We start from the raw sequence: 20959 nt of genomic DNA, 5'->3' as shown, positions 1-20959 counted from the left end.
TGAAAATTAGGAGTTAAGTTTAGATAACTCCTAATCTAAAATATTATTATTTAAGCTCTTTCGATAACAATTGCTGAAGCACCGCCACCGCCGTTGCAAATTGCTGCTGCACCGGTTTTAGCATTATTCTGCTCTAAAACATTTAATAAAGTTACGATAATTCTCGCTCCCGAACAACCCAGCGGATGTCCTAAGGAAACGGCTCCACCGTTTACATTTACCTTATTGTTATCAAGATTTAGTATTTTTGAATTGGCTAAACCAACTACAGAAAAAGCTTCGTTGAATTCGAAATAATCAACATCGCCAATAGCGATTCCGGCCTTGTCTAATGCTTTTGGTAATGCTTTTGCCGGACTTGTGGTAAACCACTTTGGTTCCTGCGCTGCATCTGCGTATCCTTTTATGTAAGCTAGAGGTTTTAAACCTAATGCATTTGCTTTTTCTTCAGACATTAAAACCAATGCAGCAGCTCCGTCATTGATTGTTGAGGCGTTTGCGGCAGTTACAGTTCCGTCTTTTGTAAAAACAGGACTTAATGAAGGGATTTTATCCAATTTCACATTAGTATATTCTTCATCTTTAGAAAAGATAACAGGTTCTCCGCGTCTTTGTGGTACTTCTACAGGCACAACTTCGTTGTCAAATTTTCCTGCATCCCATGCTTTTGCACTTCTTTCATAAGACTGAATAGCGTAATTGTCTTGTTCTTCACGAGTAATTTTATACTCTGATGCACATAAGTCAGCGCAAACTCCCATTGCGTTATTATCATAAGCATCTGTTAAGCCATCTTTTTGCATTCCGTCCAGCATTGTTGCAGGGCCAAATTTGTTTCCTGCACGCATTTGTACGTAATGTGGAATCAAACTCATGTTTTCCATTCCTCCGGCCACTACGATTTCAGCATCTCCGCAGCTAATTGCCTGGGCAGCTAACATTACAGATTTCATTCCTGAGGCACAAACTTTGTTTACAGTTGTACAGGAAACTTCATCAGACAAACCGGCAAAAATTGCCGCCTGACGTGCAGGAGCTTGTCCGACTCCGGCCTGAATAACGTTCCCCATAAAAACTTCATCAACTAATTTTGGGTCAAGGTTAATTTTTTGCAGTGCTCCTTTTATAGCGGCAGCACCTAATTTTGGTGCGGGTACGGTAGATAAACCTCCCATGAAACTTCCGATAGGTGTTCTAACGGCAGAAACGATAACAACTCTTTTGTTCATTTTCTGTGTAATATTAGTTAATCTAGCAAATTTACTCATTATTTGAACAAATTCAAATTTTGGTTTAATTCGGATGTATTTTAAATTAAGATGAAATTTTTATTAATTCTATTTGTTTGATTGTGAAGTCTTTTAAAAAAAAGATTAAAAAAAATATAAAAAAAGCACGAAAATAGTTGTGAGATATTGAATGTTGTACTACATTTGCAACCGCAAAATAGGACACGTTCCTTGAGCATGGAGAGGTGCCAGAGCGGTAATGGAGCAGATTGCTAATCTGTCGACGGGTAACCGTCGCCAGGGTTCGAGTCCCTGTCTCTCCGCTTAATTTTTGCCTTCGGGGTGTAGCGTAGCCCGGTTATCGTGTCCCGATTGAGATCGGGAAGACCACAGATACGAATCTATGTCTAAAGCTCGGGGTGTAGCGTAGCCCGGTTATCGCGCCTGCTTTGGGAGCAGGAGGCCGCAGGTTCGAATCCTGCCACCCCGACAAGAACTTTGCCATAAAGTTTAAAAACAAATGGACGCATAGCTCAGCTGGATAGAGCACCTGCCTTCTAAGCAGGCGGTCGAAGGTTCGAATCCTTCTGCGTTCACGAAAAGCCACTCAAACCGAGTGGCTTTTTTGTTTTGTAATGGTTTTTAGTGTGCATAGCTCAGATGTAAAAGCATCCCGATTTCAATCGGGACGATCGAAGGTTCGAATCCTTCTGCGTTCACACTTAAACCCACTGTAATCAGTGACTTTTTTGTTTTAAAATGTTTCATTATCATGAATTATTTTTATAGGAAAGGTTTCAAAACATCTAAAAGATTCTTCTGTTTTTTTTTAGGAAAATATTTTCAATTCCTTTATTTATTTGATGTTCCCGGCATTTCATTTTACTTCTCAATAATTTTAGGGATTCTTGTAATAATATTTTATATTAGCTATAGTAAATAAATCAGTACATAGATATTCATTAGCATTGTTATAAGAGATAATTTATGGACTAAAAAATTATAAATTAGGTTCAATAATTAAAAAAAGCAGCAGTGCTTTTTATGCATTAAAAATAACAATGGAGTTAATAGAAAACAAAAATCTCTTTCAAACCGTTTTTAACTCTGCATCAAATGGTATTGCTGTGATGCAATTTGTATACAATGACAAAGCCAGAGTTGAAGATTTTTCTATATTGCTATTCAATACAAATTATGCACATAACTGGATTGGTGATGTAGATTATAAAAGCAAACGGTACAGCGAACTTTTTCCTATTGTGAAAGAAAACGGAATACTGGAACAATTTATTGAAGTTGCCGAAACTGGTACCACTGCTAATTTTGAAAAATGGTATACTGGTGAGGGAATGAACCACTGGTTCCGATTTACTGCCTCAAAACAAGATGAGCTTTTGATTGTCACTACAGAAGACATAACAGAAAAAAAACAAGCAGAACTATTTGCAGATAATGCACTAATTGCTGCAGATCAGCAAAAACGCCTATTTGATTCTATTACAAACAATACACCTGATCTGGTGTATGTCTTTGACCTCTCTTATAAATTTACTTATGCTAACAAAGCATTACTCACTATGTGGGGTAAATCTGAAGAAGATGCAATCGGGCGCGGTTTAAGAGAAAATGGGTATGAGGAATGGCATGCACTAATGCACGAAAGGGAAATTGATGAAGTTGTGGCTACTAAAGAAAGGGTTAGGGGCACAGTATCTTTTCCGCACGCTGTATTAGGTAAACGCATTTACGATTATATTTTTGCTCCTGTTTTTAATGATCAGGGAGAAGTGGAATCTATTGCGGGAACAACCCGGGATATTACGGAGATAAAACAAGCGGAAGAAAAAATGCAGCGAAGTGAAACCCGTTTTCGGACTATGATTGAGCAATCTCCGATTGCCATGCTGCTATCTAAAGGTGAAGATGTTGTTATTGAGACCATCAATAAGCCAATGCTGCAGTTTATGAATAAAAATACTGCAGAGGAAGCACTTGGAAAAAAAATGGTTGATGCCTTGCCTGAACTTAGTGGTCAGCCGGCACTTCAAACTGTTATTAATGTTCAAAGAACCGGAATACCCTTCAGAGGAAATGAACAGCCTGTTGATTTAATGATTGAAGGGAAGCTGCAACGTCGCTATTTTAATTTTTCATACGATTCTATATTAGAAGCTGAAGGAAGTTCGGCTGTATTGCATATGGCTATAGATGTTACAGAACAAGTGCATGCCAGAAGAAAATTAGAAGATAGTGAGAGAAGATTAAAATCAATGATTGACCAGACTCCTTGCCCGACCTTGATACTAAAAGGAGACGATTTGGTTATTGAGCAGATAAATAAACACATGCTGCAAATGATTGGCCGTGGAGAAGAAATTGTTGGGATGCCGCTTATCGATGTTTTACCTGAGCTCAAAGGGCAGTATGTGTGGGAGCAGGTCGAGAAGGTGTATCATAAAGGAGTTCCTTTTGATCAAAGTGAAGTACTTGTCCGGCATAACCGCACAGGTATTACGAGCAATTATTACTACAATCTGTCTTATCGTCCATTAATAGAAGATGGTCAGATCACAGGTATGATTCAGGTGGCAATCGATGTTACACAGCAAGTGGTTGCCAGAAAAAAAATGGAAGAAAGTGAAAATCGTTTCCGCGCTTTGGTAAACGCTTCCTCTGACGTAGTTTATTGCATGAATCCGGATTGGACTATAATGTATAACATGGAAGACGGACGCGGATTTTTATCAGATACCAGAGAACCAATATTTAACTGGATTGATGAACATATTTATCCGGATGACCGTGAAAAAGTAAAGAATCTAATTGCTAAATCTATAGCTGATAAAAGCGTATTTGAATTAGAATATCGGGTATTAAACGAGAATGGTACTTTGGGCTGGACTTTTTCAAGGGCAATTCCTATTCTTGACAATGATAATAATATCTTAGAGTGGTTTGGAGCAGCAAGCGATATTACTTCACAAAAAGAAATAGAGCAAATAATAAAAGAAAACGAAGAAAAATTCAGGCAGCTTGCAGATCTTGTTCCCCAAATAATCTGGACGTCAAGGGCAGACGGTCACCTGGATTATTATAATAAGCGCTGGCAGGAACTTACTGGTGTCAATGAAAAAGAAGCAGTTGCTATCGGCTGGACACCATTTACACATCCTGATGATTTGAAATTGGCAATGGACACCTGGTACGGCTGTGTTGAAAGCGGCAAATTATTTCAACTTGAATTCAGGATAAAAAATATTAATACGGGACAATATCAATGGTTCTTAGGTAAAGCAATACCCATAAAAGATGAGTCAGGAGTTATTACAAAATGGTTTGGTACCTGCACTGATATTCACGAACACAGATCAATTACCGAAAGACTGGAAAGCCTTGTGACCGAACGTACAAAAGAACTCCAGCGCTCCAATGAAGATTTGCAGCAGTTTGCCCACGTGGCATCTCACGACTTAAAAGAGCCTGTACGCAAAATAAAAACATTTACCAGCCGGTTAGAAGAACATCTTCAGGAAGGATTAGATAAAACTTCTGCACGATATATAGAAAGAATCCATGTTGCGACAGATCGTATGTTTAATATGATCGATGGTGTTTTAGCCTATTCTAAGATCAATGCAGATCTGCAAAAACACACACTCGTAGATTTAAATGAGATCATAAAAAATATTGAAACTGATTTGGAGGTTTCTTTGCAAAGAACAGACGGAAAAATCCATTATTCTAATCTTCCAAAGCTAGAAGGGGCTTTAGTGTTACTTTATCAGCTTTTCTATAATCTTATTAATAACTCCATCAAATTTGCAAAAGCAGATACACCTCCGGTTATAACGATTACATCAGAAAAAGACGGAGACTTCGCCTTAATTACCTTAAAAGATAATGGAATTGGTTTTGAGCCTAGTCAGGCCGAACGTATTTTTGAAACTTTTATGCGCCTCAATTCTAAGGACAGTTATGAAGGTACGGGATTAGGATTGTCACTTTGCAAAAAGATAGTAGAGCGACATGGCGGAAACATAAAAGCTATTGGTACTCCAGATGAAGGCGCCACATTTGTTATAACACTCCCAATAAAGCAAAATGAAAATGACATTTAATATGAGAAAAAAAATAATTTTACTGGCCGATGATGATATGGATGATACAGAAATGTTCTGTGAGGCATTAGAAGATATTGATGAAAATATTATTTGTGAATGTGCTGCGAATGGTAAAGAAGCGCTACAAGTACTTGAAAGCCTTGATCAGATTCCTGAACTTATCTTTCTTGACGTAAATATGCCTATTATGAGTGGTTGGGAATGTTTAAAAATCCTAAAAAACGATAAACGTTATCAGGATATACCTGTGATTATGATTTCGACGTCTTCACATAAAAAAGATATGGATATTGCATTAGAGCTTGGTTCTATGTGTTATTTTGTAAAACCGTATGATTTTAATGATTTAAAACATATATTACGTTCTATTGCATTAAATCTTGGTGCCAATCTTAGAAAAGCATTATATCAATTAGAAACAGATGGTTCCGGGCATGTTTTTACCTGTAAAGACGATAATTAAATTTTATTTGGCATTTATTAATTATATTTTTTGACCTTTCTTTTTAATATGGAGTAAATAGCGTAAATTAGTGTAAAAAGCTTGAATACACTCCATTTTAAACTATTGTAATGTACATAAAATATATACTAATTTGCTGCGTTTTATTTTCCATACAAGCAAATTCACAACTTTTAGAAGAAAAAAAGAATTTCCGCGCCGCAGATTCATTGTTAAAAGAAGCCAGTTTTTCGATCCACAGAGATAACTATTTTTTGACTGGCGTACCTTTAGACGAAGACATTACCCGCACTACTGCAGATGTAAAATACCAGGTAAGTTTTAAACAGCGATTAAGTTCCAAACCAATGTTGGGAGGATTTTTTCCTTACCTGATGTATACCCAAAAAGCTTTTTGGGATATTTATGCGAACTCTAAACCCTTTGCAGAAATTAACTTTAATCCCGGTTTTGCGATTGTCCGTCCCTTTTATCTAAAAGGCGGAAGACTTACTTATGGAACAATTTCTATTGAACACGAATCAAACGGAAGAGATTCTATCTATTCGAGAACCTGGAACATGCTGGCTTTTTCTTTAAAATCACAAATTTCTCCACGCTGGACTGTCGGATTAAGAGGATGGATTCCGCTTGTAGATAAAGATGATAATCCCGAACTGACCAAATATGTGGGTTACGGAGAAGCAAGCGCTACCTATAAAATAACGCCCGAAAGATGGAGTGCAGACATACTTTTCAGAAAAGGGAGCGGACTCATTAATTATGGATCTCTACAGACACAAGTAAACTATAGGCCTTATAAGAACCAAAATTATTATTTTACGCTGCAATGGTTTATCGGTTACACCGAAAGTTTAATTGATTATCAGGAGCACAAAAGTATGCTGCGAATAGGGTTTGTCCTCAAGCCTGACAATATGGGAATTTTTTAAATTTATTTAATTCAAATTTCTATAATCCAAAGGAGACATGCCCACTTTTTGTTTGAATAAACGGGTAAAATGCTGAGGATATTTAAAACCCAGTTCATAAGCAATTTCACTAATCGATTTATTTGCATCAAAAATCTTTTCTTTGGCGAGATCAATTACTTTAGACTGAATGAATTCCTGAGCCGTAAAACCAGTATCTTTTTTAATTAAATCTCCAAAATAATTGGCAGACAAATTTAATTGTTCTGCACACCAGCTTACGGATGGCAAGCCTTCATTTCGTGGTTTTTCTGAATTGATATAAGTATTTATCAGATTTTCGAATTTATCCAGAACACCTTTATGGACCGTTTCGCGTGTAATAAATTGCCTGTCGTAAAAACGGTTGCAATAGTTTAAAAACAATTCAATATTAGAGGTAATAAGGGTTTTGCTGTGTTTATCAATAGATTGCTCCAGCTCGTATTCTATTTTTAAAAAACAGTCCAGAATAATCTTTCTTTCTTTTTCAGACAAATGGAGCGCTTCATTGGTATTGTAAGTGAAGAAGTTATATTGTTCCATATGTTTTCCTAATGTGGTCCCGTGAAGCAAATCTGGATGAAAAATCAAAGCTTTCCCAAACGGCTGATAGTACTCCGTATTATTGCTCACTTCTACAGCTTGTCCAGGGGCAAAAAACACCAAAGTTCCCTCCTGATAATCGTAATAATTATTTCCATACTTAAGATCCCCGCATTTTATATCTTTGAGAATAACACAATAGATTCCAAAATTCATTTTATAATTCTTACGTGGAGAAGCTTTAGAAAGATCTACAATGCTTACCAATGGATGAAGTGTTTCGTTATTATTGAAAGAATTATAGTCATTAATACTGCTGAAATTTATAATAGGATCCATATGTTATATATTTATATAAACAAAATTAAAGCTTTTTTATTCAGGACTTTAGAGTGTAAAGGTTAATCAGTAATAATGGTATAAAATACCGTAATCTATATACTGTTTATTGTTGCCTGTATGTTGAAATTTGTATTGTCAATTTGATACAATAGTACTAAAATTTAAAATTAAATAATAAAAGATGAAATCAAGAACATTAGGAAAACAAGGTTTAGAAGTTTCTGAATTAGGTTTAGGCTGCATGGGTTTAACATTTGCTTACGGACCAGCGGCAGATGAAAAAGATGCAATAGATTTAATTAGAAATGCCTACGAATCCGGCATCACCTTTTTTGATACCGCAGAAGCATATACGCAGGGCGGAAACGAAACTTTATTAGGTAAAGCAGTTGCACCGTTTAGGGACAAAATTATAATAGCTACCAAATTTGGCTTTCTGGATGGCGATGCTACAAAAGGTGTAGACAGCCGTCCTGAAAGAATTCGTCAGGTTGCTGAGAATTCATTAAAATATCTTAATACAGATTATATAGATTTATTTTATCAGCACAGGGTAGATCCAAATGTACCTATGGAAGATGTTGCAGGAACTATTCAGGATTTGATGAAAGAAGGTAAAATAAAACATTGGGGGCTTTCGGAGGCAGGAGTAGACAGTATTCGAAAAGCTCATGCAATACAACCTGTAGCCGCTTTGCAAAGCGAATATTCTATGTTTTTTCGCGAACCAGAAAAAGAAATTCTGCCATTACTGGAAGAATTAGAAATCGGCTTTGTTCCTTTTAGCCCGCTTGGAAGAGGCTTTCTGACAGGAGCAATTAATATGGATACAAAATTTGATGCTAACGATTTTAGAAATTCACTTCCAAAATTTTCAGATGAAAACAGAAAAGCAAATCTGGCCCTTGTTGATTTATTAAAAAGCATAGCAGCAGAAAAAAGCTGTACTCCGGCCCAGATTGCATTAGCCTGGCTTTTGGCCCAAAAACCGTGGATTGCCCCAATACCGGGAACAACCAAAATACATCGTTTACAGGAAAACATCGGAGCAGTAAATGTACATCTGACCACAGAAGATCTGGCTAAAATAGAAATTGCTTTGTCTGCCATAGAAATTGTTGGTGAAAGATATCCACAGTATTTACAAAAAACGGTAGGGAAATAATAGTCAAGCAATGCCAAATAGAAATCATTTGATTTTGTAAATTATTAGTAATAAAAAGCCACTCAATAGGAGTGGTTTTTTATTGCTATAATTATTAACTCACTATTGAATTTATCCTTTCAATAGAGTTTTTGTTTTCTGTAGCAACCTCGACCAGAGCCAGAAGAATATCATTTCTTAAAATAGTCTTGTTTCTTACATTTCTTATTAAGGCCTTATTTGGTGATTTGTGTCCTCTCTTTATTAACCAGTCTACTGTAAGGTCAACATAGGTGTATGGTAAATGTTCGTCTAAATATTTGTATGCCTTCTCATTATGAGATAAAGTATCTTCTTTCTTGTTATTTTTTACTAATTTTGCCATATAATTAATATTTATTGCCTATTCTTGTTAACTGAAACAAATGTAGGAAAAATATTATACAATAGGTGTATTTCTTGTTAAAAAAATCTACCTGATATATAATTTATAATAATTACAAATAATGTATTACGAAAAGATAAGAGAGTTTTTTAAGGAAAAAGGGCTTAAGCAGCGAGAAGTGGCCGAAATAATGGGCTATAGCGAAACCATGATTGGCCGATACTTTAAAGGGATTAATAAGGTCGATGCTGTATTTATAACTTTGCTGGTAGAAAAATTTCCTGATATAGATTTGCAGTATATTTTTACTGAAAATAAAGGAAATGATTTAGACATACTCAATGAACCTACAGAAGCATACGAGAGAACAACTATTCTTACTGACATAGGAGAAATAGAAACCAAATTAAACAGAATAAAAGAAAAGCTAATTCAAAAAGGATTAGATAAATAAAAGAATGTGGTTCTTCTTATAGAATGTATAAATCCAGTTGAGGTCAAGTCAAAATCTGTATATTAATTTCTTACACTACGATTACTGTTATAAATATACCAATCAATTAATATCTAATTGGCAATTATTTTTATCTCCCGGTTTCTTTATTATTTTTATTTCCCGCCTATTTGCATTTTAATTTGCCAATGCTATCATCCAAAAAACATTGCTGTGTTTATTTTGATTAAATTTAGGGTTGTAAATCAATGACTGTTAGTTGTTTGTGTTTTTTTAGTAAATTTGGTACAGAATTTCTAACCAAAGCCATATGGAAAAATTAAAACGACCGGTTTTTTTAAAAGCCGGAACTGATGATTTTTTTAAAAAGATGCGTTTAGAAGTAAATGAAACGGTCTTAAAGAACTCATCTTTGTACATGACAAATATTATAAAGTCTCTGGGACTTTTGATAGTTTTCTTTTTGTTTTATGCCTGTATTTTAGTTTTCGGAAATCATACTTCATTACTGTTCGTTTTTTATATACTTTCGGGAATAACCATGATTGTCTTGTTTATCAATGCTTTTCATGATGCTGCGCACGGAGCACTATTCAAAAAGTCAGGAAATAACGAATGCTTTCTCTATGTTTTAGAATTATTTGGCAGCAACCACTGGCTTTGGATGCGTCGCCATATTGGCCTACACCACGCCTTTACAAATGTTCAGGATTGGGATATTGACATCAAGCAAAGCGATATTATCAGGATTTTTCCAAACAGTCCGTTGTATAATTATCATAAATATCAGCACATTTATATGTGGCTGATTTATCCATTTTACAGTCTGAACTGGATTTATATCAGAGACTTCAAAGATTTTTTTGGAAAAAAGAATAATTACGTCAAAAAAATAGTAGACAAAATTCCTCGTGAAGAAATTTACAGACTGTTTGCTGCAAAAATTATTAATCTGGTTTACCTCCTTTTTATTCCGATGTTTTTCTTAAATCAGCCCTGGTATCTCGTTTTGGGTGCCTGGTTGGCCATGCACATGTCTGGAAGTATAGTCGGGGTAGTCGCGCTTGTATCTACGCATGTAGATGAAGATGCGCATTTTCCTGATACAGACGAAAACGGAAATCTTTCGGATACCTGGGCTATGCATCAAATGGTGGTCACCAAAGATTTTAGTACAGAAAGTAAACTTGCTAATTTTTTATATGGAGGGTTTACGCATCATGTAGCACATCATCTTTTTCCGAATGTGGGTCATACTTATTATCCGCATATAACACCAATAATCAGGCGTTATGCTGCCGAATACAATCTTCCTTATACTTCTTATCCTTTTTATCATGCAGTTCGCTCTCATTTTAGAATGCTCAAAAACAAGGGTACAAAGGAGAATATTATGATGACTGGAGAAATCTGAATGTTTAGCTTAGCTGCCTATTTTTCCATAGCGCTGATAGTCGGTAAAATACAAAACTATTTTTTTTCCATTTTTTGAATAAGGATAAAATAACTGATATTTTCCATCATTGGCATTAAAGCGTATTTCATCTGAGTTTTTATAAAAGATCTTTGATAAATAATCTCTTTCTTCTTTTGACAGCTCTTCTATGTAATCCTTTTTGTCTAAAGCAATTGTGTCATTTTCATGAAAAAAGGTATTAAAACCTAGAAAAACTTTTGAATTATCTAATGTGTCAGCAACAATAACGCTTACATCAGGAAAATTAATGTCTGTTTTTGAATAAATTTTCAGAATATCGGCGGTATTTTTCACCCATTTTTTATCGAATGAATATGCTACAATCTGATTTGATTTTTCTGTATTCTCATCGATAATTGATTTTGCAGAATTAATGAGCATTTTTTCCTTTTTTTGTGAACTTAGATAATCACCTCCAAATAAAAGAACAAATATTACAGGGAAACTTAAAATGAATAATACCCCCAGTTTTTTACTTGCTTGTTTTGATTCCTGATTGTTGTTTTGATTGTGGTTTTCGGCAATTCTGGTCAGGTTAAACATTATATTAATAATCAATGCCCCAAACATCAAAGCCAAAATTCCAACAATGCTTAAGTAAAAACTTTCAGTTAAATTTTCACGAAAAACCTTTAAGCCAAACACCGTAATTGAAATAAATATAAAAACCCAATATACTAATAGTAGTATAGAAGCTATACCAATGATGTTACTGATTTTAACTAATGTTTTATTATTCATTTGTGTTCTTTAAATTGAGTTGTTTTTAATTATAAAGGTTTTACAAGAAGTAAATATAACAGAATTTATCCTCAGGAATTTATATGGGTTCAAAATTCTTAAAAAAAACGAAATCTCAAACCCAGCCCTGATAGAAGCGGCATCCTCTTGTGGTGATCCCGAGGCTTCGGGACCACCACAAGAGATACAGCGAATAGCGGGACATAAGGTGTTTTGAAAATGAATGTTCTTGCTGCATAATATCTTTCGTTCTCATTTTAAAATGCTAAAAACTAGGGTTGCAAAGGAGAATATTATGCTGACTGGAGAAGTATAGGATGTTTTTGAAGTTTTTATGAAATCCACTTAATAAAAGTAGATTCTTTATTTCTGGAAATATGTTTATAGCATTTGGTTTCATATTATAATTTGCAACCTACTTTGTTTACAAAAAAAATGTACAAATATAGTATGTGTTTATTTTTACAAAAAAATAATGGCCTGTAGGTAATGTTTTAAAATATTAATAATCAAATATTTATTATATTTTTTTTATTGTATTTGCATGCTTTGTTAGATTAAAAAAAAATATTATTTCAAAGGCAAAAAAATAATATTATTCTCTAATAAATATTTTAGTATGAAGAAAGAAAGCAACACAGAAGAACCAAATTTAAACGTTACTTTAAATCATTATCCATTGACATGGCCAACTGAGGGACCAATTGATTTGGCTGTTCACGATCTTCCGCACCACGAATCTGTACTTGAGTGGTGGTACCAAAACTGCCATGTTACTTCGACAGATGGCAAAAAGTTTTCCCTATTTGCTTCGTTTTTTAGATTGGCAACAGGAAAAGACAAAGATTCAGAAAATTGTACATACGCACATTCAGTAATTTGGTCCTTATCAGACGTGGATGGAAAAAAATATTATATGGATTCTCTTGTTGATCCAGATACTCCAGTTCATGCATTAAAAATTATGAAGAAAAACGAGGAAAGCAATCAAGGAAGTAAATCAATCCGACGTGCAATAAAAGAAGTGTACGAAAAAGGAAATATACCACTGCCGGACAGGCTTCTTAAAAATCATGCAAAAATTGGTAATAATAATTTCTCGCTTGAATATGACGAAAACTCTTTTAAAAAAGATGCGTCAGGGAACTATCAGTTACAACTTCAAAATCCAGTTAGTGAAGTGGCGTGCAGACTTACTTTTGTTCCATTAACAGAGCCGGTAAGACATGGCAATAATGGATTAGTTGGAAAAGTAGGCAGAGGGGATATGTTTTATTACTTCATTCCAAATTGTGCCGTAAGCGGTGAGATCCAAATAGGTAGTACAACATATAAGGCAGAAGGAAACGGCTGGTACGATCATCAATTTAGCAGACCGGCTGATGAAACCACAACATTTGAGTTTAAGGGTGATATGGCCTGGAACTGGATATCCTTGCAATTAGATAATGGCTGCCAGATATCAGGATATGATCTTTTTGATAATACTGATAATGGCAAACATGCCGGTGGTACCATGATTATAATTGATGCTGATGGTAAAATAATTAACGAAGAAAATTACTCTTTTTTTCCTGAATACCACTGGACAAGCTCCCGTACCTTTATGTCATATCCGGTTTCGTGGAGATTAGAAATACCCACACAAAACATTTTTCTTTCTATTACAGCCGATTTTGAAGAACAGGAGTTTGTTACTATTCTCTCTGCACCTGCATTTTGGGAAGGACGAGTAAATGCCTTCGGAAGTTTTATGGGAAAAGAAGTCTCTGGTGCTGGTTATGTTGAAATAAACGGATTTGATACAAAAGAAAGCATTGAAAGCTTCTTAAAGGCCATTGGCAAGGCCACCCAAAGAGCAACGGAATCCTTGCTGCCTGTAAACCCAACTGACGATCAATTTCATAGATTGGTTAATAGCCCTTTGGGTATACGTTTTTTTACTGCTGAAGATAAGGAACAATACGTTTCGTCAGTTATCAAACCCATTAGAGAAGTCGTTGACCGCAATAAAAAAGCATGGAGGTCTTATGTATTTCTTGCCAGTATAGATATTGTCGGAGGAAACTCCCAGCCATTTATAGATTGGTTGGCAATGCCTGAGTTAATACATACCGGATCATTAATAGTAGATGATGTCCAGGATAAATCTGATACAAGAAGAGGAGGTATAGCGCTGCACCATCTTTATGGCGAGCCGCTGGCAATCAATGCTGGTAATGTTTGTTATTTTGTTGGTGAATTGTTTACACACACACCGCAGCTTCCCAAAAACATAAGGCTTAAAGTATATGAGTTGTTTTTTGAAATGATGCGTGCTGCACATGCAGGTCAGGCAATGGATATAAGCGGACTTCATTCCCTCATGCCAGATGCGGTAAGTACCGGATCCAGCTCATCGCTGGAAAAAAGAATTTATACCATACACCGTTTAAAAACCGCAGCTCCCGCCTGTACATTAGTCAAAATGGGAGGTTTGATAGGGAACGGAAAACATGAAGAAATAGAGGCATTGTGTAATTTTTTTGAGGCCATTGGTGTTGCTTACCAAATTATGGATGATGTACTGAATTTGCAGGGTTTTGATGGTAATCTTAAAGATAAAGGAGAAGATATAACAGCAGGAAAAATAACAATGCCTGTGGCAAAAGCAATGAGCTTATTACCTTTAGATAAGCGAGAATATGTATGGAAAACGATTCAGGCTATGCCTACTGATAAAACTACAATAGAATCGGTGATTATTTTATTGCAAAATTGCGGGGCAATAGAAGCATGCAGGTTAGAAGCAGAGAATCTTCTGGAGGCAGCCTGGAAGCACGTCGATGAGGTATTCCCAGACTCATTTTTTAAAGTAAGGCTGCGTGCCTTTGGCTGGTTTGTATTACAGAAAGGATAATGGTATATAAGCCTCAGGCAGTAAGTGGCAGGAAATTGCATTTTCTAAAATAAATTGTAAATAAATTACTTACTTTTGAGAAAAGCTTTAAATCAAAACAACATTTTCATGCCACAATACAGCAATATATTATTTTTATTAGGATTTATTTTTTCTACGTTTTCTATAAATGCCCAAAACGAAATGTATTCAAGTCCGGTAAAACACGAAATTGCAGATACGGCTTTTGTAAACCTCAGGGATTACAGCAAAGATTTTGTTTATGATATGAAGTATGCAACAGAAGATAATTTTCTAAAAGCTAGAGTTTATGACTGCGCCGAGTGTTTTCTGCGTTTAAAAACCGTTAAAGCGCTTATTTCGGCCAATAATGATTTTATAAAACGTGGCTATAAAATCAAGTTGTATGATTGCTACAGGCCCTTGTCGATTCAGAAAAAAATGTGGGAGATTGTGTCGGACCCAAAATATGTGGCAGACCCAAAAAAAGGCTCCATCCATAATAGAGGAGGAGCCGTTGATATTTCTATTGTAGATGCCAATGGAAAAGAAATTGATATGGGAACTTCTTTTGATTTCTTCGGAATTCAGGCCAGTCATAAGTACACTAAATTTTCTAAAGAAATACTTTCGAATCGAAAATTCCTCAAAAAAATAATGGTCAAAAATGGCTTTAATTCTTTTGATTCAGAATGGTGGCATTATAATTTAAAAACTGGTCTGAAAGAAAATGTTTCTAACGAAAAATGGAAGTGTGACTAATTTATTCTACGCATCTGATGTTTTCTATGAAATACGTATTGGGATGTGTGACTTTGCCGTTTAGCTCAGATGTCAGTTCTCTTTTTACAATATAATCTTCGATATCAGTTAAATATTTTATACGCATAATTGAAATGGGAGATTTTTTGAGTTCCTCAAAATTATCTTTCATAAACATAAAAATCCCGGTATTCACGCGATTGTCAAAACCTTTGTCGTCACGAATAAGTGTTCCGCAGTTTTCCTGATTGATATGAATAAGCGTTACTATTTTACCATTTTCCAATTGCAGGAAAACTTTTGAGTTTTTGTCAAAACAATTCGCTTTTATAAAGTCTTTGCTTTTTTGGATAAGCTGGAGATTAAGAGTTGGCAATCCGTCTGTCTGTGCCAATGAAAAGAAAACATAATTGAAGCTTCCTCCAAAATATTTTTCGCTCATCAGGTATTCGTTTGTTACCTTATATGTACCAATTGAGTCATTTACGTTTGCACTGTATTCGCATGGTTTTTGAGCAAATGCAGTAAGGGTTAACAAGAAAAAAGTCAGGGTAATTAGTTGTTTCATTTTTAGGTTATTTTTCTGCAAATTAAAACTATTTTGTTTTCATTTTTATCAGTTGTAAAAAAACAATACAAATTTCCACCATTTTTTATTTTCCATTTTTTTCGAATGTTCTCTACCGTTTCCGGAAAATTTCTCGTTGTTACATTTGCCTGCTGGTTTAACAGCTCTGTTTTCATATCGGTTTTGTTGTATGAAATCACTTTTTCTACCTCAAAACGCCGCCCCGGAAAATCAATTAACGTTTCTGATGTGTATAAATGCGAGTGTTTATGAAGTTTATTGATGTTGAAAAATGAACCGACCTGATCAAAACCTCCCGATTTCATAATGGCAGAATTGGGTTCGTACAGATATTTTTGCGGTAGATGATAAAGGGCAGAATCAGCACTGTTATCCAAAACAAAATCAAATGTTTCGGTTTTGTCTTTTAAGAGATTAGCTGTTTTTATGGTTATGCCGCCAGAATAATGATTGTGAATTTCAAAAAGCAGTTCCTTAACTTCATTTTCGAGCGCAATAATATGAATGTTTTTTACAAATTTCAGTTCAGATAAGCCTGCAGAAATATCTAACAGAGGTGCTGTTTTAATCAAAAGAGAATCCGATTTTTCAAAGTAAAAATCCAGTAATTCAGGTACATTTGGCAAACAGTCTTTTAGCATAAAAACTTTGCCTTTTGCATCATTTCTTCGGGATGGATCTATATAAATCCAATCCCATTTTTGATTTAATTTGTTTAAGACATTTGTTGAATCCTCAGCATAAAAAGTGCAGTTTTCTACTCCCAGTTGTTTAAAATTATGTTTTACAATGGCCGATAAATCCGGGTTTATTTCGCAGTGTGCAACGATTTCAAATTTCTTTGAGAAATAATAATCGTCAACGCCAAAGCCTCCTGTAAGATCAATTAATGTTTTTCCTGATACTAAAGAAGCTTTGTAAGCAGCCGTTTTTTCTGAAGAAGTTTGTTCTACAGAGATTTTGCCCGGATAAATAATGTTTTCTGTCGCAAACCAGGTTGGCAATTTTTCTTTTGCTTTTGATTTGGCTTCTATCTGATTTAAAATTAAAATCCAGTCAACCTCGGGAAACGGATTTTTCTGAAGGGCTAATTTTGAAATCGGCGTCCCAATATTCTGACTAATAAAGTCCTGAATGTTTTGGTGCAGAATAGAAGTGTTCAATGCTAAATTCTTTCGGTTAATACGGAGACAATTTTGTTTTGAGGAAAAAACTCCTTAAGGATTACTTTTAACATTGTAAAAACCGGTACAGCGATTACCATTCCCACAATCCCAAAAGTGATTCCGCTGATTAAAATAATCAGGAATATTTCCAGCGGGTGCGAATTTACACTTTTTGATGAAATTATTGGCTGACTAATATTATTATCAATTGCCTGAACAATCAAAAACCCGATTATGACATAAATGGTTTTTGGCAGGATTTCGGTTTGAAAATCGCTTCCAATCATGCTAATCATAGTTAAAATTCCGGCTAAAACGGTTCCTATAATTGGGCCGATATAAGGAATGACATTTAATATGGCACAAAGAAATGCTATTACAAGCGCATTTTTATTACCAAAAATTACTAAAACAATTAAGTAAAGAATAAAAACAACAGTCAACTGAAGCAATAAACCAATAAAATAGCGTGTCAGTAAGTGGTTTATTTTTGTAATTGAATTTATAATTTTATCTTCATTAGAATCAGGAAGAATTTCTTTTGCCTGCGATTTAAACAAATCCTGATCTTTTATAAAAAAGAAAGTAATAAAGAATACAGAAACCAATCCCATTCCCATATCGGCTACAAAACCTAAAATGGAATTGATAAACCTTGTAAAATAACTAAAGTCTAACATTGACGTTATTTTGGAGTCTTTCAGCATTTTATTCAAATCAACATGCTGAACATTAAAATAAGATTCAATACTTTGTTCTGTAGCGATAAACTGTTCCTGTAATTTATGAGTGTCCAATAAGGATAAATTATTTGCTTGTGAAATTATCAGCGGAACAAAGAGGAAAATAAAACCGGTAATTATTAATATAAAAAAGAAGATTGTTGTTGCAGCTGCTAAGGAGTTGCCAAACTTTAATTTGTTTTTTAAAAACAATACCAAAGGGTTTGCGATAAGGCATAATATCAGCGAAATGCATAAATATACAATTACGGTTTGTATTTGGTATAAAAAGTATAAAACAGCAGCTACAATTAATATGGTCGCCAGTGCCCTTAAGATTCCGTTTGATATAATTTTTGATGTTATCATGTTAGATTTTGAATAAATTTCTAAAGTAAATATAGCAAAACCTTTTTGAATTTATTGACTTAATAAAAAAAGCGGGATGAATACATCCCGCCTTAAAAATATATTTGTTTTTTTTTGGATTAGATTCCAAAAGCAGCTCTTGGACCTCCTGAAACAAAGATCGCAGCCATTCTGCTTTTTTGACCATTTGAGAACATGTACATACCAGCATCATCAGTATAATCCATGTAGTTCATAGTCATTTCTACAGGAGTTCCAGAACAAGTACTGTAGTGAGGGTAAGCCGGTACACCATAATTTGCAGTGTTGTGAGTAGGAGTATCAGATACTAAATCACTTCCGCATGTTGCATCTCCCCAAATGTGACGTAAGTTCATCCAGTGTCCAACTTCGTGAGTACCAGTTCTTCCTAAGTTATATGGCGCATTTGCAGAACCAGAAACACCAAAATATTTAGGATCAATTACAACACCATCTGTAGCACTGGATCCTCCAGGAAATTGTGCATAACCAAGGATTCCGCCACCAATTGTACAAGACCATAAGTTAAGTTTTGTTGTTGGAGAAGTTGGTGCAATACCACCCTGATTTGGTTTTTTCATGGCATCTCTTGTTCCCCATGAAGATTTTGTTGTAGATTTTCTAATTACCTGATCTAATACAAATGTGATTCCTACATTAGCTTTTACACCTGAAAATAAAGTAGGTACACTATTGAAGTCTGAATTTAATGCATTAAAGTCTTTGTTTAATACATCAATCTGAGATTGAATTTGTGTATTAGAAATATTTTCTGCTGTAGTTCTGTATAAAACATTTACAACAACTGGAATTTCGATTTTACCATTAACTAAACGGCCTGAAAAACCTTTAATAATTTGCTCATTAGTAAAAGCTTCAATTTGATTCATTCTGATTGCCAAAGTAGGGTCGGCTTTCAATTGTGCTTCTAATACGTCCTGAGTTGCACATGCACGACGTGATAGTGCGCTTGTTTCTGAACCAGCAGATTCAGATTGGTCATTTTGACAAGAAAACAGCAATAAGGCTGTAATTGCAGATAAAAAAACTTTTTTCATAATAATAGGGGTTTTTTGTTACAATATTGTTGATTAGTTAAACAATAACGCAATTTTATAACAAAATTGTGTTGTGTCAAAATTTTTACAATAAATTATTTGTGAGAAATTTTGCAAACCCTTACACGGTCTAGTTCTTACAAAAAAACTGCTATTTTTTTTATGACGAAAAATCTTATAATTAAATTTTTAATAACCTTATGTTATTGATTTTTTGTTGTTTGTAAAGTGCTTTTAAGACAAAAAAAATGCAAATTCCGTTAAGAATTTGCATTTACAAAAGTTAATTTATTTTTTAATGTATTATAGCAAGGAAGTGATTTCATACAACGCAATACTTGCTGCTTGTACTACATTCATACTGCTGTTATTGCCAAACATATTGATATGAACAATCTGGTTAGAAATTTTTAAAAGCTCTTCTGAAATTCCGTCTATTTCGCTGCCTATCAAAAGGGCAATTTTTTTGTTTTCGGGAATTGTAACTTCTTTAAGAGGTTTGCTGGTACTGGCAATCTCCAGAGCAATTGTTTCGAAGTTATTTTTAATCAGATAATCAGTAAGAACAGCTGTTTCTTCTATAACCTCGTGTGCAACATGCAAATGCGTACTTCTTGAAGTTTTATTTATCTTTCTGGGCGTAAGCGGAATATCTTTCCCCAAAAAGATAATATTTTCGACGCCAAAAGCTTCACTAATCCTGAAAAGCGAACCAATATTTTGCTGAAAATAAATATGGTCACAAACCAGCGTTATTGGAAACGTTTTTCTTTCAAATTGATTCTCTGCGTGGGATAACTGCACTTGTAAATATTAATTGGTAAAAATATAATTGATAATATTAGCGCCCATTTTCAAAGCTTTGTCTCTTGCATTTGCAGTGTCATTATGAACTTCTTCATCTTCCCAGCCATCGCCCAAATCGCTTTCATAAGTATATAATAAAACTAATTTGCCTTCAACAAAAATTCCAAAAGCCTGTGCGCGTGTACCATCGTGCTCATGAATTTTTGGCAGTCCGTTCGGGAAAGGAAACGGCTTTTGAAAAATAGGATGATTTGCAGGAATCTCTGTCAGATTATTATTTGGAAACATTTTCTTGATTTCTTTTCGAATGTATTGATCCATTCCGTAATTATCATCAATATGCAGGAAACCACCGCCATACATATAATTGCGTAGATTTTCTACATCATTGTCACTAAAAACAACATTTCCATGTCCCGTCATGTGAACAAAAGGATAAGAAAGCAAATCAGGACTTCCGGGCTCAACCGTTGCAGGTTTTTCTTTTATGCGCGTATTAATGTTCGCATTACAAAATCTGATTAGGTTTGGCAACGATGTTGGATTGGCATACCAGTCGCCACCACCGTTGTACTTAAGCAAAGCGATTTCTTGTGAGAACGAAGAAACTGAAAAAAGTAATAATAAGTAAAATATTTTTTTCATAATTATCTTGTAATTTTCCTTTTATTATAAGGCTTTATGTCATTTCGACGGAGGAGAAATCTCCGT

The 20959-nt window shown here is 34.7% G+C and carries 18 protein-coding genes and 3 tRNA genes; 11 read left to right on the top strand and 10 right to left on the bottom strand.

What is annotated here, in order from left to right; genetic code table 11:
• Positions 1-50: 50 nt before the first annotated feature.
• Positions 51-1229 (bottom strand): acetyl-CoA C-acyltransferase, encoded by a 1179-nt coding sequence (locus tag JOD96_RS18670; protein ID WP_209565739.1) that lies wholly within the window; start codon positions 1227-1229, stop codon positions 51-53.
• Positions 1230-1468: 239 nt separating this feature from the next.
• Here JOD96_RS18670 and JOD96_RS18665 point away from each other — a divergent pair.
• The 6 genes from JOD96_RS18665 (at position 1469) to JOD96_RS18640 (ending at position 6748) form a co-directional block, all read left to right on the top strand.
• A tRNA-Ser gene (locus JOD96_RS18665) sits at positions 1469-1552 on the top strand.
• 92 nt (positions 1553-1644) lie between these two features.
• A tRNA-Pro gene (locus JOD96_RS18660) sits at positions 1645-1719 on the top strand.
• Between the two features lie 32 nt (positions 1720-1751).
• Positions 1752-1825, top strand: a tRNA-Arg gene (locus JOD96_RS18655).
• Positions 1826-2290: 465 nt separating this feature from the next.
• A complete protein-coding gene (locus JOD96_RS18650) occupies positions 2291-5350 on the top strand; it encodes a PAS domain-containing protein (RefSeq protein WP_209565738.1) in 3060 nt (1019 codons plus the stop codon).
• A gap of 1 nt (position 5351) precedes the next feature.
• Entirely contained in the window at positions 5352-5816 is a 465-nt protein-coding gene (locus tag JOD96_RS18645; RefSeq protein WP_209565737.1) for a response regulator, read from the top strand.
• 110 nt (positions 5817-5926) lie between these two features.
• A complete protein-coding gene (locus JOD96_RS18640; protein ID WP_209565736.1) occupies positions 5927-6748 on the top strand; it encodes a phospholipase A in 822 nt (273 codons plus the stop codon).
• Positions 6749-6754: 6 nt separating this feature from the next.
• Here the strand turns inward: JOD96_RS18640 and JOD96_RS18635 are convergent, their stop codons facing one another.
• Positions 6755-7651, bottom strand: a complete 897-nt coding sequence (locus tag JOD96_RS18635; RefSeq protein ID WP_209565735.1) for a helix-turn-helix domain-containing protein — start codon at positions 7649-7651, stop codon at positions 6755-6757.
• Between the two features lie 184 nt (positions 7652-7835).
• On the opposite strand from JOD96_RS18635, the gene JOD96_RS18630 reads away from it, so the two are divergent.
• Positions 7836-8819 carry an aldo/keto reductase gene (locus tag JOD96_RS18630; RefSeq protein ID WP_209565734.1) on the top strand — a complete coding sequence of 328 codons (984 nt, stop codon included), beginning with the start codon at positions 7836-7838 and terminating at the stop codon, positions 8817-8819.
• Positions 8820-8913: 94 nt separating this feature from the next.
• On the opposite strand, the gene JOD96_RS18625 is transcribed toward JOD96_RS18630, so the two are convergent.
• Positions 8914-9183 (bottom strand): hypothetical protein, encoded by a 270-nt coding sequence (locus tag JOD96_RS18625; protein WP_209565733.1) that lies wholly within the window; start codon positions 9181-9183, stop codon positions 8914-8916.
• Positions 9184-9304: 121 nt separating this feature from the next.
• Between JOD96_RS18625 and JOD96_RS18620 the strand changes: the two genes are divergently transcribed.
• Positions 9305-9637 carry a helix-turn-helix domain-containing protein gene (locus JOD96_RS18620; protein ID WP_209565732.1) on the top strand — a complete coding sequence of 111 codons (333 nt, stop codon included), beginning with the start codon at positions 9305-9307 and terminating at the stop codon, positions 9635-9637.
• Positions 9638-9947: 310 nt separating this feature from the next.
• Positions 9948-11051, top strand: a complete 1104-nt coding sequence (locus JOD96_RS18615; RefSeq protein ID WP_209565731.1) for a fatty acid desaturase family protein — start codon at positions 9948-9950, stop codon at positions 11049-11051.
• Positions 11052-11060: 9 nt separating this feature from the next.
• On the opposite strand, the gene JOD96_RS18610 is transcribed toward JOD96_RS18615, so the two are convergent.
• Positions 11061-11855, bottom strand: coding sequence for a hypothetical protein (locus JOD96_RS18610; RefSeq protein WP_209565730.1), 795 nt, complete (start codon positions 11853-11855; stop codon positions 11061-11063).
• Between the two features lie 619 nt (positions 11856-12474).
• On the opposite strand from JOD96_RS18610, the gene JOD96_RS18605 reads away from it, so the two are divergent.
• Together JOD96_RS18605 and JOD96_RS18600 are read left to right on the top strand one after the other, a co-directional pair.
• Positions 12475-14754, top strand: a complete 2280-nt coding sequence (locus tag JOD96_RS18605) for a polyprenyl synthetase family protein (RefSeq protein WP_209565729.1) — start codon at positions 12475-12477, stop codon at positions 14752-14754.
• Between the two features lie 108 nt (positions 14755-14862).
• On the top strand, positions 14863-15516 hold the full coding sequence (locus JOD96_RS18600) for a M15 family metallopeptidase (protein ID WP_209565728.1): 654 nt from the start codon (positions 14863-14865) through the stop codon (positions 15514-15516).
• Between the two features lies 1 nt (position 15517).
• On the opposite strand, the gene JOD96_RS18595 is transcribed toward JOD96_RS18600, so the two are convergent.
• The 6 genes from JOD96_RS18595 to JOD96_RS18570 all read right to left on the bottom strand — a co-directional run bounded on the left by JOD96_RS18595 (position 15518) and on the right by JOD96_RS18570 (position 20893).
• Positions 15518-16084: a hypothetical protein gene (locus tag JOD96_RS18595; protein WP_209565727.1), complete on the bottom strand. Its 567-nt coding sequence runs from the start codon at positions 16082-16084 to the stop codon at positions 15518-15520.
• A 2-nt stretch (positions 16085-16086) separates the two neighbouring features.
• On the bottom strand, positions 16087-17268 hold the full coding sequence (locus tag JOD96_RS18590) for a THUMP-like domain-containing protein (protein ID WP_209565726.1): 1182 nt from the start codon (positions 17266-17268) through the stop codon (positions 16087-16089).
• A 2-nt stretch (positions 17269-17270) separates the two neighbouring features.
• Positions 17271-18362: an AI-2E family transporter gene (locus JOD96_RS18585; protein ID WP_209565725.1), complete on the bottom strand. Its 1092-nt coding sequence runs from the start codon at positions 18360-18362 to the stop codon at positions 17271-17273.
• A 119-nt stretch (positions 18363-18481) separates the two neighbouring features.
• The gene (locus JOD96_RS18580; RefSeq protein WP_209565724.1) at positions 18482-19441 is read right to left on the bottom strand and encodes a zinc metalloprotease; all 960 of its coding nucleotides are present in this window, start codon (positions 19439-19441) and stop codon (positions 18482-18484) included.
• 303 nt (positions 19442-19744) lie between these two features.
• Positions 19745-20245, bottom strand: coding sequence for a TrmH family RNA methyltransferase (locus JOD96_RS18575; protein ID WP_209565723.1), 501 nt, complete (start codon positions 20243-20245; stop codon positions 19745-19747).
• A gap of 9 nt (positions 20246-20254) precedes the next feature.
• Positions 20255-20893, bottom strand: coding sequence for a DUF4159 domain-containing protein (locus JOD96_RS18570; RefSeq protein WP_209565722.1), 639 nt, complete (start codon positions 20891-20893; stop codon positions 20255-20257).
• Positions 20894-20959: the final 66 nt, after the last annotated feature.

The sequence above is a fragment of the Flavobacterium sp. 1355 genome (assembly GCF_017833415.1).
Lineage (GTDB): Bacteria > Bacteroidota > Bacteroidia > Flavobacteriales > Flavobacteriaceae > Flavobacterium.
Note: the sequence above shows the minus strand (reverse complement) of the source record. Positions and strands in the feature narration are given on the sequence as shown.